Source organism: Pseudogemmatithrix spongiicola, from assembly GCF_030623445.1.
Lineage (GTDB): Bacteria > Gemmatimonadota > Gemmatimonadetes > Gemmatimonadales > Gemmatimonadaceae > Pseudogemmatithrix > Pseudogemmatithrix spongiicola.
In genome coordinates this window covers 1081779-1097425 of sequence record NZ_CP130613.1, presented here as the reverse complement: position 1 = coordinate 1097425, position 15647 = coordinate 1081779, and the positions used below count along the sequence as shown (strand labels likewise).

The 15647-nt window shown below is 70.2% G+C and carries 12 protein-coding genes and 1 pseudogene; 7 read left to right on the top strand and 6 right to left on the bottom strand.

The features are described from left to right. Nucleotides 1-8: 8 nt before the first annotated feature. The 3 genes and pseudogenes from Strain318_RS04895 to Strain318_RS04885 all read left to right on the top strand — a co-directional run. Nucleotides 9-200, top strand: a pseudogene (locus Strain318_RS04895) (DUF2200 family protein); the annotation flags it as partial. Further along, nucleotides 200-1063, top strand: coding sequence for an alpha/beta hydrolase family protein (locus Strain318_RS04890; protein WP_367887409.1), 864 nt, complete (start codon nucleotides 200-202; stop codon nucleotides 1061-1063). The pseudogene Strain318_RS04895 and the gene Strain318_RS04890, both read left to right, overlap by 1 nt. 106 nt (nucleotides 1064-1169) lie before the next feature. Next, nucleotides 1170-3860: a serine/threonine-protein kinase gene (locus Strain318_RS04885; RefSeq protein WP_367887408.1), complete on the top strand. Its 2691-nt coding sequence runs from the start codon at nucleotides 1170-1172 to the stop codon at nucleotides 3858-3860. Between the two features lie 68 nt (nucleotides 3861-3928). On the opposite strand, the gene prfA is transcribed toward Strain318_RS04885, so the two are convergent. After that, on the bottom strand, nucleotides 3929-4996 hold the full coding sequence (gene prfA / locus Strain318_RS04880) for a peptide chain release factor 1 (RefSeq protein WP_367887884.1): 1068 nt from the start codon (nucleotides 4994-4996) through the stop codon (nucleotides 3929-3931). A gap of 2 nt (nucleotides 4997-4998) precedes the next feature. Continuing rightward, nucleotides 4999-5205 carry a 50S ribosomal protein L31 gene (rpmE, locus tag Strain318_RS04875; RefSeq protein ID WP_367887407.1) on the bottom strand — a complete coding sequence of 69 codons (207 nt, stop codon included), beginning with the start codon at nucleotides 5203-5205 and terminating at the stop codon, nucleotides 4999-5001. A 120-nt stretch (nucleotides 5206-5325) separates the two neighbouring features. On the opposite strand from rpmE, the gene Strain318_RS04870 reads away from it, so the two are divergent. The 4 genes from Strain318_RS04870 (at nucleotide 5326) to Strain318_RS04855 (ending at nucleotide 9730) form a co-directional block, all read left to right on the top strand. Further along, on the top strand, nucleotides 5326-5997 hold the full coding sequence (locus Strain318_RS04870; RefSeq protein ID WP_367887406.1) for a Crp/Fnr family transcriptional regulator: 672 nt from the start codon (nucleotides 5326-5328) through the stop codon (nucleotides 5995-5997). A 118-nt stretch (nucleotides 5998-6115) separates the two neighbouring features. After that, nucleotides 6116-6991, top strand: a complete 876-nt coding sequence (locus Strain318_RS04865) for an MBL fold metallo-hydrolase (RefSeq protein WP_367887405.1) — start codon at nucleotides 6116-6118, stop codon at nucleotides 6989-6991. 17 nt (nucleotides 6992-7008) lie between these two features. Continuing rightward, complete coding sequence (locus Strain318_RS04860; protein WP_367887404.1) at nucleotides 7009-7722, top strand: CsgG/HfaB family protein; 714 nt, start codon at nucleotides 7009-7011, stop codon at nucleotides 7720-7722. A 16-nt stretch (nucleotides 7723-7738) separates the two neighbouring features. After that, nucleotides 7739-9730, top strand: a complete 1992-nt coding sequence (locus Strain318_RS04855) for an HD domain-containing phosphohydrolase (RefSeq protein ID WP_367887403.1) — start codon at nucleotides 7739-7741, stop codon at nucleotides 9728-9730. Nucleotides 9731-9861: 131 nt separating this feature from the next. Here the strand turns inward: Strain318_RS04855 and Strain318_RS04850 are convergent, their stop codons facing one another. Genes Strain318_RS04850 through Strain318_RS04835 form a run of 4 tightly spaced genes read right to left on the bottom strand, consistent with a single transcriptional unit; the run spans nucleotide 9862 to nucleotide 15630 of the window. Then, nucleotides 9862-11406, bottom strand: a complete 1545-nt coding sequence (locus Strain318_RS04850; RefSeq protein ID WP_367887402.1) for a hydantoinase B/oxoprolinase family protein — start codon at nucleotides 11404-11406, stop codon at nucleotides 9862-9864. Continuing rightward, nucleotides 11403-13355 carry a hydantoinase/oxoprolinase family protein gene (locus tag Strain318_RS04845; RefSeq protein ID WP_367887883.1) on the bottom strand — a complete coding sequence of 651 codons (1953 nt, stop codon included), beginning with the start codon at nucleotides 13353-13355 and terminating at the stop codon, nucleotides 11403-11405. The genes Strain318_RS04850 and Strain318_RS04845 overlap by 4 nt, the downstream gene beginning before the upstream one ends. Continuing rightward, on the bottom strand, nucleotides 13352-14596 hold the full coding sequence (locus tag Strain318_RS04840; RefSeq protein ID WP_367887401.1) for a lipoprotein N-acyltransferase Lnb domain-containing protein: 1245 nt from the start codon (nucleotides 14594-14596) through the stop codon (nucleotides 13352-13354). Before Strain318_RS04840 ends, Strain318_RS04845 begins: the two co-directional genes overlap by 4 nt. Before the next feature lie 2 nt (nucleotides 14597-14598). Then, the gene (locus Strain318_RS04835; RefSeq protein ID WP_367887400.1) at nucleotides 14599-15630 is read right to left on the bottom strand and encodes a Gfo/Idh/MocA family protein; all 1032 of its coding nucleotides are present in this window, start codon (nucleotides 15628-15630) and stop codon (nucleotides 14599-14601) included. Nucleotides 15631-15647: the final 17 nt, after the last annotated feature.

The window sequence follows — 15647 nt, the reverse complement described above, 5'->3', positions numbered from 1 at the left end:
AGCGCGAGGTGGACATCCGGACGTTCTTCGCCGAAGCGCCGCGCATGACGCCGCACTCGGCGCTGATCACGGGTGTGGTCTGCGGCGTGCGCGTGGAGAATGTCGAGGACCCGCTGATGCAGCAGATCCGCTGGCTCGACAAGTTGGTGGACGCACTCGCCAAGGGGTGGCCGATGGACAAGATCCGGCGCGGCACCTGATGCGCCTGCCGTTCGTGGTGGGCGCGTGCCTCGCCCTCGCCGCCATTCCGGCGCGTGCCCTCATCTCGCAGGAAGGCGCTGTGCCGTTCCGAGAGGTCGCGGACTCGGCCCGCCGCGCCCCCGCCGCGGATCATCGCATCGTCTATGGCGCGGCCGCTTCACAGTTCGCGGAACTGCGCGTCCCGCGCGGCAGCGGACCGCACCCCGTGGTGTTTCTGCTGCACGGCGGCTGCTGGCTGGATGCCTACGGCGTGGATCACGTGGCGGGCATCGCCGAGTCGCTGCGGCGGAATGGCTTCGCGGTGTTTGCCGCGGAGTACCGCCGCGTGGGCGAGGAAGGCGCTGGCGCGCCCGGGACCTTCGACGACGTGCGCGTGGCGTTCGATTCGTTGCGGGCGATCGCGCCGCGCTACGCGATGGACACGAGTCGCGTGATGGCAATCGGACACTCGGCAGGCGGGCAGCTGGCGCTGTGGTTGGCGAGCGAACCTGGCGTCAGGCTTCGCGCCGTGGTCGCGCTCGCCGCGGTCACGGATCTCGCCGCCTTCGCCGCGCCCTCGGGCTGCGGCTCGGCCGTGCCGCGCTTGATGGGTGGCGCGCCTGACGCTCCCGACGCCGAGATCGTCGCACGCTATGCCCCGTACTCTCCGGCACTTCGCAGCGGGGCGTCCGCGCACACCTCGGTCCTGCTGGTGACGGCGGACGACGATCGCGTCGTGCCGCGCGCGCAGGCGGAGGCGTATCTCGCTCGCTTCAGCGCCGCGCGAGAGCTGCGCGTGCCGGGCGGGCACTTTGATCTTGTGGCGCCGTGGACGGAGGCGTGGGCGCAGATCTTCGCGATGCTCAGGGCAATCTCGCGCTAGGCGCGGCTGGCGAGGCCCCTCGTCGCCTTGCCCTTCCCTGCCCCGGCCACCAAACTGATTGGTCGCCTGTCACGCTGGCTGCGCCCCCACCCTTCCTCTCCGCACAATGGCTGACACGCCCACCCCCGCCGACGCCCAGATCCTCGCGTCGGTCCAGGCCGCGCTCGGTGCTGGCTTCACGGTGGAGCGCGAACTTGGCGGCGGCGGGATGTCCCGCGTGTACGTCGCGCTGGAGACGGCACTCGCCCGCCGCGTCGCGGTGAAGGTGTTGTCGCCAGATCTCTTCGAGGGCGTGAGCGCCGAGCGCTTCTCGCGAGAAGTCGCGCTGGCAGCCAAGCTGCAGGACCCGCACATCGTGCCGGTGCTGACCACGGGCCAAACGGCGGACGGCCTTCCCTGGTACACTATGCCGTTCATCGAGGGGGAATCGCTGCGCGCCCGTCTGGAGCGCGGGAGCGTCCCGCTAGACGAAGCCCTGCGGATCCTGCGCGACGTGGCGGAAGCGCTCGAGTACGCCCACGCGCGCGGCATCGTACATCGCGACATCAAGCCGGAGAACGTGCTGCTCACCGGCCGCAGCGCAATGGTGACGGACTTCGGCATCGCCAAGGCCGTGAGTGCGGCGCGCGACTCGGCGTCGAAGGGTACGCTGACTTCCGTGGGACTCTCGCTCGGCACGCCGGCCTATATGGCGCCCGAGCAGGTGGCGGCGGACGCCATCGATTACCGTACCGACCTCTACGCCTGGGGAATGGTCGCCTACGAGGTGCTGACAGGCGCGCATCCATTCGCGTCACGCACGCAGGCGCAACTGATGGCGGCGCAGCTCAGCGAGATGCCGCCGGCACTCGCCGGCGTCAGGCCCACGCTGCCGCCGGCGCTGGCCGATCTTGTGATGCAGTGCCTGGCCAAGGAGCCGCAGAACCGGCCGACCGATGCCACGACGCTCTTGAGCGTGCTGGCAGGCGTCAGCGGCGACTCCGGCGCGATGGCGGCGGCGCGAATGCCCGCAGCGGCGGTCTCGTCGGGACGCGGCGCGCGGCGTGGCTGGCTGGCGGCGATCGCCGTGCTGTTGCTGGCCGCCGCGGCGTGGCTGGGCACGAGCGGTGCGCTCGCGCGCTTCGGCCTCGGCGGCGCGCCCGAGCAGCCGTCGCTGGCCGTGTTGCCGTTCGAACACCAAGGCGATTCGGCAGACATCTATTTGACCGAGGGAATCACGGACGAGATCCGCACCAAGCTGGCCGGCGTGCGCGATCTGATCGTGATTGCACGCGCGAGCTCCAATGCGTTCCGCGATAGCGACAAGACGCCGCAGGAGATCGCGAAGGACCTGGGCGTGCGCTGGCTGCTCACCGGGACGGTGCGCGTGACCGGCAGCGGCAGCGAGCGCCGCGTGATCGTGCGCCCGGAGCTCGTCGAGGTCACGTCGGATGGCCAGCCGCAGAGCCGCTGGGGCCAGCCCTTCGATGCCGCGGGCAACGACGTCCTGCGCCTGCAGGGTGATGTCGCGACGCGCGTCGTCTCGGCGATGGAAGTGCCCGGCATCGCCGGCGCGGACCAGGCACGCCTCCGCACGTTGGCGACGCGTGATCCCATCGCGCACGATCTCTACCTGCGCTCGAGAGCGGCCATCGATTACGGCGCGAACAGCTCGCCCACGGCGATGAAGGCGGCCGAGCGACTGCTCGAGCAAGCCGTGGAGCGGGACAGTCTCTACGTCGAGGCGTGGGCCACCCTCGCGATCGCTCGCGCGAATCTCTTCGTGCACCAGCCCTCGGAGGCCCTCGGGGAGCAGGTGCGTTCCGCCGCGCAGCGCGCGCTTGACCTGGACCCCACCGGCGCCAGCGGTCCAAGGGCGATGGGGGTGTACTACAGAAATGTGAAGGGTGATATGGCGAGCGGGATTGCGCAGATGGAGCGGGCGCTTCGCGTCGACTCCAACTACGTCTCGGTCGTCACCAATCTTGCACTCATATATCTCGACGTCGGCCGCATTGACGAGGCCTCGGCGCTCCTCGACCGCGCGGCACGCCTGGACCCGCAGAGCTACGGCGTGGTCAGCCATCGCACGCAGTTACGGATGCTCACCGATCGCGCTGACGAGGCCCAACCACTGGTGGACCGTTTGCAGGCGCTGGCCCCGCGATCGATTGGGACCTACCAACGCCGTTTCACGTATGCCACTTGGATGGGCGATACGGTTCGGGCCCGCAGGGTGGTGGCCGAGGCCCTGAACGCCGTCCCGAAGGACGTGTTCCTCCAGTTGCTCAGTAACTCCGGGTACCTGTGGCTCGCCGATCCCGCGGTCATCGAGGAGTTTTTGCGGCGTGATTACGACGCATTCCCGGGAGAAGCGCGCCACCGCGTGATGCTCTGGCGGGCCGACTGGGCCCTGCTCAACGGCGATACCGCACGCGAGCGCCTGTGGGGTGACTCGGCCCGACGGATGCTGGCGCGCGAAGTCGCCGCACTCCCGGAGAACGGCCCGCTGCGGTATGAGTACGCGCAGGCACTGAATCACGCCGGTCGCGGTGCCGAAGCGATGCGCGAGGTCCAGGAAATGATCCGGCTCGCGCTTCGCGAGGGGATGCACAAGCAGAGTATGCGGTACGTCAGCACACTCGAGGCGGCTGCCGGTATGGCCGTCGCGGCCGGTGAGGTCGACACCGCGCTCGGTTGGCTCGAGGAGTCACGCACGCTGCCGTTGCGACTTCCGCCAGGTTTCTTCCGCACGAGCCCCTACTACGCCCCGCTGCGTGGCAACCCGCGTTTCGAGAAACTGTTCGCCGACGATTGAGCGTAGCCACACCCGCGTCTCCATACGCACGAAACGGCCGCCAATCCTCGCGGCCGTTTGCGTTTCGCTCAGGCGTCGCCCGCCAAGCGCTCCTCGATGTCCGCGAGATGCAGCGCGTCCATCAGCTCATCGAGCTTCCCGTCCATCACGCCCGTGAGGTCGTGCGTCGTGTAGCCGATGCGATGATCGGTCACGCGCGACTGCGGATAGTTGTAGGTGCGGATCTTCGCCGACCGGTCGCCGGTCGATACCTGCGATTTGCGCATCCGCGACCGCTCGGCTTCCGCCTCCGCCACCTTGAGGTCAAGCAAGCGCGAGCGCAGCACTTCCATGGCCTTGAGCTTGTTCTGCAGCTGGCTCTTCTGATCCTGCTGCGAGACCACCAAGCCCGAGGGCAGGTGCGTGATGCGCACTGCGGAGTCGGTGGTATTCACCGACTGGCCGCCGGGCCCCGAGGAACGGAACACGTCGATGCGGAGATCCTTGTCCTCGATCTTGAGATCGATCTCCTCGGCCTCCGGCAGTACGGCGACGGTCGCGGCGCTGGTGTGGATGCGGCCGGCGGCTTCGGTGGCCGGCACACGCTGCACGCGATGCACGCCGGATTCGAAGCGCAGCGCGCCGAAGGCCTGCGGACCGCTCACCTTGAAGATGGCTTCCTTGATGCCGCCCAGGGTGCCGTCGGCGAGCGAGATCATCTCGATACGCCAGCCGCCGTGGCGCTCGATGTAGCGCGTGTACATGCGGTACAGGTCGGCCGCGAAGAGCGCGGCCTCGTCGCCGCCGGTGCCCGCGCGGATCTCGACGATGGCATTGCGGTCGTGCAGCGGGTCGGGCGGCACGAGCAGGGGGCGGAGCTCCAGCTCCGCACGTTCGATGGCCGCCGTCAAACGCTCGACCTCGCGCTTCGCCTCGGCGGCCATCTCGGGGTCATCAAACGACAAAAGCTCGCGCGCCTGCGCGAGCTCGTCGTCCATCTTCTCGAGGGCCTTGGCGCGCTCGACGACCTGTCCGAGGCGCTGGTGCTCCCGACCCAGCGACGCCATCAACTTGGCGTCGCGGACGGTCTTGGGATCGAGAAGGTCGCGCTCGACCGCTTCGGCGCGCAGCAGCGCGTCGGCGAGCCGGTCGCGGATACTCAGGCGGTCGCCTTCCCGTACTTCTGGCGGAAGCGCTCAACACGGCCAGCCGTGTCGATGAGCTTCTGCTTGCCCGTGAAGAACGGATGGCAAGCGGCGCAGATGTCGGTATGGATCTCCGCGATGGTCGAGCGCGTCTGGAACGTGTTGCCGCAGGCGCAGCTCACCGTGGCGGTGGCGTAGGTCGGGTGGATTTCGGGCTTCATGAGAGACCTCAGGAACTGGTTTGGAGCGAGCCAAGAAGAATATCCGAAGTCGGGGTAAGACGCAAGGTGACAACGATTTGTGGTTTGACAGCCCCCCACAGACGGCGGTACCTTCGCGGCATGAACACCGCCGATTTCCTCGCTTCGGTCCCCCTCTTCCGTAGCCTGGGGCCTGAAGTGGCCAGCTTCGCCCAGATGGCCCGCGAGAAGAGCTATCCCAAGGGCAGCGTCATCCTCTTCGAGGACGATCCCGGCGACTCGCTGTTCGTCGTGCGGGAGGGCCGCGTGAAGGTCGTCCTCGTCGCCGACGACGGCCGCGAGGTCATCCTCGGGATCCTCGGTGTCGGCGAGCACTTCGGCGAACTCTCCCTCATCGACGACCAGCCGCGCTCGGCCCACGTCGTCGCGATGGAGGATTCCACGCTCCTCGTGCTGCGCCGCGACGACTTCCGCCGCCGCGTTGAGCAGAACCCTGCCGTGGCATGGGCGCTGCTCGTCGAGCTCTCGCGCCGCCTCCGCCGCGCCGACGAGAAGATCGGCTCCCTGGTGCTGCTCGACGTGCCGGGCCGCATCGCGCGCGTCATCCTCGACGCCGCGGACGAGGCCGGCAAGGACGTCATCGAGAAGCCTCTGACGCACCAGACCATCGCCCACGTCATCGGCGCGAGCCGCGAGACGGTGAGCCGCGCGATGCGCGACTTCGTCGAAAGTGGCTGGATCTCCACCGAGGGCCGCCGCATCCGCATCACGGATCGGCCGGCGCTCGAGACGCGCTCCCAGCAGCGCCTGTGACGCGCCGCGACCACGCCCGGCGGGCCGCCTGTGACATTCGTCACCCCGAGGCCGTGATGGCCTTCCTTCACTTCAGACCGCACCGTGCCGCACATTACGGTGTGACTTCGGGGGCGCGATGAGCTTGCGGGTCCGATTCTGGGGCACCCGCGGGTCCATCCCGACGCCGGGCGCGCAGACGGTGCGATACGGGGGCAACACCCCCTGCGTGGAGGTCCGGACGGACGAGGGCTGGCTGATCATCCTCGACGCCGGGACGGGCATCCGCGAGCTGGGGCGGGACTTGCTGGGGCGGTCCAACGGGGCGCCGATCGTGGGGGATCTCTTCCTCACGCACGCGCACTGGGACCACATCCAGGGCATCCCCTTCTTCGCGCCGATCTTCGGGCGGGGGAATCACTTCACGATCTGGGGCTCCGAGTCGCTGGAACGGAGCTTTGCGAAAGTGTTGCGGGACCAGATGTCGCCCGTCGTGTTTCCGGTGAGCTTCGAGGAGCTCGACGCGACGATCGACTTCAAGGGATTGCCGGAAGGCACGCCGACGGCCGGGCGGGGGTACGAAGTCACGGCCTTCGCGGTGCAGCATCCCGGCGGGGCGTTGGGGTATCGCTTCACGGCGACCGACGGACGTGGCGGGGCCTTGGTGTATGTGTCGGACAGTGAGCTCGCGCCGCACGCGCGGTACGACTCGCCGGCCGACTGGCGGCAGCGGATGGTGGCGTTCGCGCGTGGGGCGGCGGTGTTGATCCATGACACGACCTACACCACCGAGGAATACGACCACCATCGCGGTTGGGGGCATTCGACCTTCGCCCAGGCCGTGGAGTTGGCGATCGAGGCGGAGGTGCAGCAGCTCGTCCTGTTCCATCACGAGCCGCGCCGTACCGATGACCAGTTGGACCAGCAGGTGGCGGCGTGCCGCCAGATGGTGAAGGACCGCGGGGCCAAGGTGCAGGTCGTGGCCGCCGCGGAAGGCTTGACCCTGACTCTCTAACCTCCCCGGAGGCTGTGATGTTGAAGCAGATCGTGCGTGCCACCGCGACCCTGGCGATTGCGGCCCTGCCGCTGGTCGCGCAGGACGACACCCGCCCGACGGTCGCCGTGCTGCCGTTCGTGAACAGCGCGATCGGCGCCGCGAACGCGGAACTCGCGCCGCTCTCCAAGGGGATTGCCGACCTCCTGATCATCGAACTCGCGCAGAACACCGGCATCCGCGTGGTCGAGCGCGAGAACATCGAGGCCATCCTGCGCGAGCAGAACCTGGCCCGCGACGGCCGCGTCGACGACGCCACCGCCGCGCGCATCGGCCGCATCCTCGGCGCCAAGCACATGATCACGGGCTCGTTCGTCACGGACCGCTCGGGCACCATGGTGCTCACGCTCAAGACGATCGACGTCGAGACCACGCGCATCTCGTGGACGCACATGGACCGCGACCGCACGGACAACTTCCTCGCCCTGGTCAGCAAGGTCGGGCAGGCGGCGAACCGCGGCCTCAACCTGCCGGCGCTCACGCCGCAGGCCCGCCAGACCAGCGAGGCCCGCACGCAGGCGCAGGCCCGCGTGCCGTTCCGCGCCGTCGTCATGTACTCGCGCGCGATCAGCGCGCAGGACGAGGGCAACCGCCAGGAGGCGCTGACGCTGTTCAACCAGGTCGTCAACGAGTTCCCGGAGTTCGAGGACGCGAAGAAGGCGCGCGAGCGCCTGCAGGGCTCGGGCGGCTGACGCCCTGAGGGGCGCCGTGCAGCCACTCGTCTTCGCGCCGGAAGGTCGAGCGCTGGCCGCTCTCCCGCAGTTGGGGGCGGACGCAGCGCTCGACCTTCGTCGCGTCCGCGCGCTGCCGCACGCCACTGCGCTGCCCGAGGATCACCCCATCGTCATCCTCGTGGACGCGGCGCTGGCCCACGGCAGTGCGGCGCATCTCGCCCCGCTGGCCGAGCACGCGGCGCTGGTCGGCATCGGCGAGGCCGGCGAAGCGGGCCCCAGCGGCGCGCTCGCCGACGCCGCCTTGATCGGCTGGCTCCCCGCCGACGCCCACCCCGCGCTCGGACGCACCGTCCTCCAAGGGGCGCTGCGCCACGCCGCCAGCTTGGTCGCCGCCACGCGCGCCAGGCGTCTCCAGCAGTCCTCGGCGTCCGACCTGCGCGAGCTCTCGCGCGTCGGCGCCGCGCTCGCCACCGAGCGCGACCTCGACACGCTGCTGGCGATGATCCTCACGCAGGCGCGCCGGCTCTCCAACGCCGATGCCGGCTCGCTGTACCTGGTGGACCTCGACGACGACGGGAACCCCGCCGCCCTGCGCTTCAAGCTCTCGCAGAACACGACGCTGCCCGAGTTGCCGTTCAGCGAGTTCACGATCCCCATCGACCACAGCTCCCTCTCCGGCTATGTCGCGGCGACGGGCGAGCGGCTCATGGTCGGCGACGTGTACCTCCTGCCCGAGCACGTGACCTACCGGCAGAACCGCAGCTTCGACGAGAAGTTCGGCTACCGCACCAAGTCCATGCTCGTGCTGCCGATGTTCACCTTGAAGGACGAGGTGATCGGCGTGCTGCAGCTCATCAACCGCAAGCGCGACTTCGACACGCGGCTCAGTTCCGCGGAGGCGGTGGCGCAGCAGGTCGTGCCCTTCGACGACTATGTCGCGGAAGTGGTGGCGGCGCTCGCCGCGCAGGCGGCGGTCGCCATCGAGAACTCGCGCCTCTACGAGGACATCGAACGCCTGTTCGAGGGCTTCGTCACCGCGGCGGTCACCGCCATCGAGTCCCGCGACCCGACGACCAGCGGTCATTCGTTCCGCGTCGCGACGCTGACGACCGGCCTCGCCGAGAGCGTGGATCGCGCGGGCGAAGGCCCGTACCGCGGGCTCCAGTTCAGCAAGGACCAACTGCGCGAGCTGCGCTACGCCGGCCTCCTGCACGACTTCGGCAAGGTCGGTGTGCGCGAGCAGGTGCTCGTGAAGCAGAAGAAGCTTTACGGGCCCGACCTCACGCTGCTGCGGAACCGCTTCCAGTTCCTCATGCAGCAGGCGGACCTGGAGTACGAGCGCGAACGCGCGGAGTTCCTCGCCGAGCATGGGCCGCGCGACTATGCGGAGGCCGCGGCGCGCTTGGACGAGTACCGTCGCGAGCGCCGCGACCAGCTCGTGCGCTGGCTCGACGCCATCACGCGGGCCAACGAACCGACGATCCTGCCCGAGGGCACCTTCCACGAACTGGAAGAGATCCACCAGCAGACCTACGTGGACTTCGACGGCGTCGTGCGCCCGCTGCTCAGCGACGACGAGCTGCGCTTCCTGATGATCAACAAGGGCAACCTCGATCCGCGCGAGCGCCGCGAGATCGAGAGCCACGTGACGCACACGTATCGCTTCCTGCAGCAGATCCCGTGGACGAAGGAGCTCAAGGGCATCCCGCAGATCGCCTACGGGCACCACGAGAAGCTCAACGGCATGGGCTACCCGCGCGGCGTGAAGGACGCCGAGATCCCCGTGCAGACGCGCATGATGACGATTGCCGACATCTACGACGCGTTGACGGCCACCGACCGTCCCTACAAGCGCGCGGTGCCGGCGGAGCGGGCGCTGGACATCCTGCGCGCGGAGGCCAAGGAAGGGCTGGTGGATCCGCATCTCCTGACGACGTTCACGGCGGCGCAGGTGTGGAGGCGCGTGACGCCGTCGGAGGGCACTCGGCGGAGATCGGGGCAGACTGGGCAGTTTCCCGTTCCGTGACGCGGCGGGAGAAGGGAGACGGACCGTACGGGCGGAGATGGAGAGAGGGGAATGGGGCAGACGGGGGGCAGACGGGCGACGTAGGCCGTCTTCCCCCCGTCTCTCACATTCCCGTGCGACGCCCCCCGCCCCTACCGCCCTCTCCCGTCTTCCAGCGGTTCACCCCATCCGCCTCCACCGGGCGTACGGATCTCGAGTACATCGCCGGCCTTGAGATCGCGCCGGCATTTCGCGGGGAGACGCTCGCCATTCAACAGGTTCTCCCCGACGGCGCCAGCTGCCCCGCCCTGCGCGCCTTTCGGCGCGCGCGCGCGGCGCTCCGTGAGCAGCGTGACGGTGCAAGGCTCCAGCACCCGATACCGCCGCACGATGCCGTCGCCACCGCGGTGGCGGCCGGCGCCGCCGCTGCCGTCGCGTAACGCGTAGCGCTCGATGACGATCGGGTACGCGTGCTCCAACGCTTCGATCGGCGTGTTGCGCGTGTTGCTCATGCCCACGTGCACGCCGCTCGGTCCGGGGCCCTTGGCGCTGGCACCTTGGCCGCCACCCAACGTCTCGTAGAACGTCCAGCCGCGGCCGCCGAACGTGACGTTGTTCATGGTGCCCTGCCCTTGGGCCGGCACCTCGACGCCCGCCCCGGCGAGCGCCGCGAACAACAGGTCGGTGATGCGCTGGCTCATCTCCACATTGCCCGCGGCCACCGCTGCCGGCGCCTTCGCGGCCACGCAGCAGTCGTCGGGCGTGGTGATCGCGATCGCGCGCGCGATGCCCTCGTTCGTCGGCACGTCATCATCCAGGAGCGCCCGCAACACGAACAGCGCAGCCGCGCGCGTGACCTGGATCGGGCAGTTCACGTTGCCCGCGACCATCGGGCTCGTGCCCGCGAAATCGAGGTGCAGCCGGCCCTCCGCCACGCGCAACGCCACGCGCAGCGGCACCTCGCGGTCGCTCACGCCGTCGCCCTCGAGGAAATCCTCGGCGACACCGCTCGCACCGTCCAGCGGCGCAAGGCGCGCCACGGCGCGCCGCTCCGCGTACTCGAGCAACGACGCGCCGGCCTGTTCGACGACCGCCCGGCCATGCCGCGCGATGAGCGCGCGCCAGCCGGCCGCACCCGCGGCACAACTCGCACGCTGTGCCGCAAGGTCGCCGCGCCGCTCCTCGGGCGTACGCACGTTGGCCAACACCAGGGCGAACAGTTCCTCGTCCATCACACCGCCGCGCACGAGCCGCACCGGCGGCAGCACCAGCCCTTCCTGCACCAACTCCGTCGCGCCCTGCGGCATCGAGCCCGGGCTCATGCCGCCCACGTCGGCGTGGTGCGCGCGGACCACGGTATAGCCGACAATCACGCCGTCGAGCGCGATTGCCTCGACCATCGTCAGGTCCGGCAAGTGCGAGCCGCCCGCCCACGGGCTGTTGAGCAGGAACACATCGCCGGGCTGCGGCGCCCGCGCGCGCACGGCGCGCACGGCTTCAGGCAGCGCGCCCAAGTGCACGGGGATGTGCGCCGCCTGCGCGATCATGCGGCCCTCGGCGTCGAAGAGCGCGCAACTCGCGTCGCGGCGCTCGCGGATGTTCGGCGACAGCGCACCGCGGATCAGCACGCTGCCCATCTCCTCGGCGATCATCGCGAAGGCGCTGGACCACACGGCGAGGTCGAGGGCACTCGTCATGCGACTCGCTCCAGCAGCCAGCCGCCGATGTCGAGTGGCAGCGCCGCCCAGCCCTCGGCGACGAACAACGTCGCGTCGCTGAGCGCGAGCGTGGCGGGGCCGGTGACGGTGTCGGCCGCCTGCTCACGCTGGAACCGCACGCTCCGCGCGGGCTCGCCCGCTTCGTGGCGCAGGGCCACCACCTCGGCGTCCGATGGCAGCGTGAAGCCATAGCGCGCGGCGTGGGCCTCGGCGAATCGCGCCGCGAGCACTGAGCCGTCATCGCCACCGGCCCCCGCATGCACCGGAATCTCCAGCTCGTGCCCCTGCCCCCGATACCGCATGCGCGCGAAGCTGCGCCGCTCCGAACCCTCGAGCATTTCGGACAACCGGTGGTCCATGCTGGCCAAGTGTGCTGCCGTCAGCTGCGAGGCCGGCAGGAGCAGGCTCATCGCCGCCTCGCGCCGCTCCGGCGCGAGCGCGAGGCCAACCGCGCTCAGCACGCCGGCGAACGGCGGCACCACGATGCGCGGCATCGCCAGCGCATCGGCGAGGGCACAGGCATGAAGCGGTCCCCCGCCGCCAAACGCCACCAGCGCACAGCGCCGCGGATCCACCCCGCGCTCCACACTCACGCGGCGCAACGCCCGCGCCATCTCGGCGTCGGCGATCGCGAGGATGGCGCGCGCCGTGCGCTCGACGTCGCTGCCGAGCGTGGCCGCGAGCGCGCCGATGGCGGCCCGCGCCGCGTCCGCGTCGAGCGCGACACCGCCGCTCATCCCGCGCGCGACGATACGCCCGAGCACCAGCTGCGCATCGGTGACGGTCGGCTCGGTGCCGCCGCGTCCGAAGGCCACGGGACCGGGGCGCGCACCCGCGCTGCGCGGCCCGACGCGCAGTGCGCCACCGTCATCGATCCACGCGATGCTGCCGCCGCCGGCGCTTACGGTGTCCACGAGCACGCGCGGCAGAGCGATGGGCACGCCGGCCACCTCGCCGCCGGCCTCGACCAACGGCTCGCCGGAAAGAATCAGCCCCGCATCGGCGCTGGTGCCCCCGATGTCGATCGTGAGCGCGTCCTCGAACGCCGAAGCGGACGCTGACGGCTGCGGCGCAGACGCGCGCAGCGCCCGCAGCACTGCGGCAGCGCCGACGACTCCGCCTGCCGGTCCTGAGAGCGCCAAAGCCGCCGCATGGCGCGCCGCCGTCGCAGCCGGCTGCATGCCGCCGCCACTGGTCATCACCGACGGCGCGGGTTGCCCCGCGGCGTGCAGGCGCTCCGTCAGCCGCTCGAGATACCGCAGCACGGCCGGCCGCGCGTAGGCCTCGGCGCTGGCCGTCGCCAAGCGCTCGTACTCCCGGATCTCCGGCAGCACCTCGGCGCTCGTGACGACCTCCAAGCCCGGTCGCGCCTGGCGCAGCGCCGCGGCCACCGCCTGCTCGTGCCGGGCATCGGCGTAGCTGTGCAGCAGCGCGACCAGCACGATCTCGGGGTCCCGTGCGAGCGTGGCGTCAACGACGCGCCTCAGCTCGGTCGCCTCGAGGGCTCGCTCCGCGATCGGCGTGGCGGCAAGGGCGCCGTTCGCCTCTCGGTCGCGCACCACTAACCGCTCCGCGACCGCGATGACGTCCTCCCGCGCGACGAGCGGCGCGGGATGCTGGCGACTCAAGTCATAGAGCGATGCACGGTCTTGCCGCCGCAGGAACAGCACATCTTCGGCGCCGGCCGTGGTGACCAGCACAACACGCGCGCCGCGACGCTCCAACAGGAGGTTCGTGACGACCGTCGTGCCGTGGACGATGGCATCGGCGCGCGCGGCGAGGCCGTCGAGTGACGCGACGACGCCCTCGCCTTGGTCGCCGGGCGTCGACAGCACCTTGTGCGCGACGACGCGGCCGTCGGACGTGAGCGCCGCACGGTCGGTGAAGGTGCCACCGACATCGACGCCGACGCGCCAGTGGGTGCTCAGGAGGCTGCGGCCGACGGCGCCTGCGTGTGGCGCCAGATGACGAGGGCGAGGCCGAGATGCCCGGGCAGCAAGAGCATCAGGGGGCCGCCGAGGCGTTGCGGGACGAAGGGCGTGAGCAGTAGCGCGAGCGCCGCGGGGATGACCACCGCGGCCAGCACCATCGTCGCGAGCACGTCGCGCTCCCCGCGCCACACCGCGCGCGCGCCGAGGATCGCGGCCGCGAGCGCCAGCGGCGAGCAGAGCAGCAGCGTGAGGTTCCAGTACCAGAACGTGTGCGCCGAGAACAACCACATGCCGAGCAACACGCAGCCGACGAGTCCCGTGAGCCCGTAGAACAGCGCGGCCATCACGGCAGCGGGGATGCGGCGCTTGCGCCGCGCCTCGAGCGACGTCGGCACGAGCATCAGCATCCAGGCGCCGAGCACGGGACCCAGGGCGCCCAGCGTGAGGCCGCGACGCTCGGCAGGTTCGGGGGCCCGCGCCGTCGGCGTGTGCAGGACGCGCTCCTGCGCCACCAGCGGCCGCGTGCCGCCACCCGGCGCGGGCACCGTCACCTCACGCAGGTAATCGCGCAGCCGCATCGGCACGAACATCGCTTCCCAAGCCGTCAGCGGCTGGTCGGCCGAGGGCCCGAGCGCGAGCTCGATGCCGAGCTGGGAGTAATACGTGGGGCCCGTGAGTCGGATCGACTCGTCCCGGTAGCTCCAAGTGGTCGTGATGGGCACGAAACGCCGCTGCAGCGCGCCGCCCATCACGCGGTCCAAGGCATCACGGATCCGCGTGGAGCAGTTGTCGAGAAAGTACTGATACCGATAGTACTTGTTCTCCTCGCGGACGTTCGCCTCGACGAAGGCCTTGAGCTCCGCCTTCTCGGCGTCCGTCAGGTCGAGCACCTGCTCGACGGCATCGCGGTCGAACTTGGCGTAGAAGGCGATCAGCGGCTCGCTGGGGAAGGCCTCGACCCAGTACTGGGTGTCACCGGAGAGGAATCGCCCGAGGAAGTTCGGCTGGTCGAAGCTGAACATGCCCCAGTTGTACGCGAGGTCGCTACCCGTGGCGGGATCGACGATGCGCAGGGCGTTGTGCCCGAAGCGTTCGAAGACGAGGTCGCCGGGGCCGAAGGTCAGCACCGAGACGCGCAGGGCGCTCGCCGCCGTCGGCCCCTGTGCCGCCGCCGGCACGGACCCGAGGACGGCGAGCATCATGGCCAGCACCGCAACCCGCATCGGCGCGAATGGCACGATTACTTCTCGAGCCGGATCTCTTTCGCCTCGTCCGCCGCCTTGTAGATCACGTCGAGCAGCTTGTAGACGCGCACCTGGTCCTTGTGCGCATCATACGACGTCTCGCCACGAAGGACGGCGAGGAAGTGGGCGAGTTCGCTGCGGTAGCTCTGCATCGTCGCGCTGTCGCGCTGCGAGGCGCCGCTCGGCGACACGTCCACCGGGCTCCCGTGGATCTCCTTCGTGATGCGCAGCGGTGAGAGCCGGGCCGAACCCTGCGTGCCGATGACCTCGAACCACCAGCGATCCTCGTCGCCCATGTAGTTCCAGCGCGTGTCGATCGTGACGGTGAATCCGCCGTCGCATTCGATCATCGCCAGCATGGCATCCTCGACGGCATTGGCGCCACGGGCGCGCTCCATCGTCGCGCTGACCCGCTTCACGCGCGGGAAGTCCGTGAGCCACCCGGCGAGGTCGAGGAGCGGCAGGCCGAGTTCGAGGAAGGCCCCGCCACCGGCTTCCTGCCGCCGCTGCCGCCACGGCGCCGAGGGACCCCGACGGCGGTACGCGCCGGCCCGCACCGCGACCAGCTTGCCCAGCTCCCCACCGCGCAGGAAGCTATCGAGCGTCTGCGCATCGAGCCGGAAGCGATGGTTGTTGGCGACCATCAACAGGCGATCCGCCTTCTCCGCCGCCGCCACGAGCCGTTCCACGCCCTTCGAACTCAGCGCGACGGGACGCTCCACCAGCACGTGCTTGCCCGCCTTCAGCGCGGAGAGCGTGTGCACCTCGTGCGCATGGTTGGGCGAGCAGATCACGATGGCGTCGAGATCGGGCACCTCGAGCAGGTCATCGATGTCGGTGCACCAGTTCTTCACGCTGAAGCGCTGGGCGATGCCGCGGGCCTTGGCCGCGTCGTTGTCGCAGAGCGCGGCGATCTCCGCGCCGCGCATCTTCGCGAGCGCCGGCAGGTGGGCCGTCTGGGCGATGGCGCCGAGGCCGAGCACGCCGAAGCGCACGGGACCGGTCTTGAGCGAAGAGAGCGTGGGCACGGTGGGGTGGGCTACGG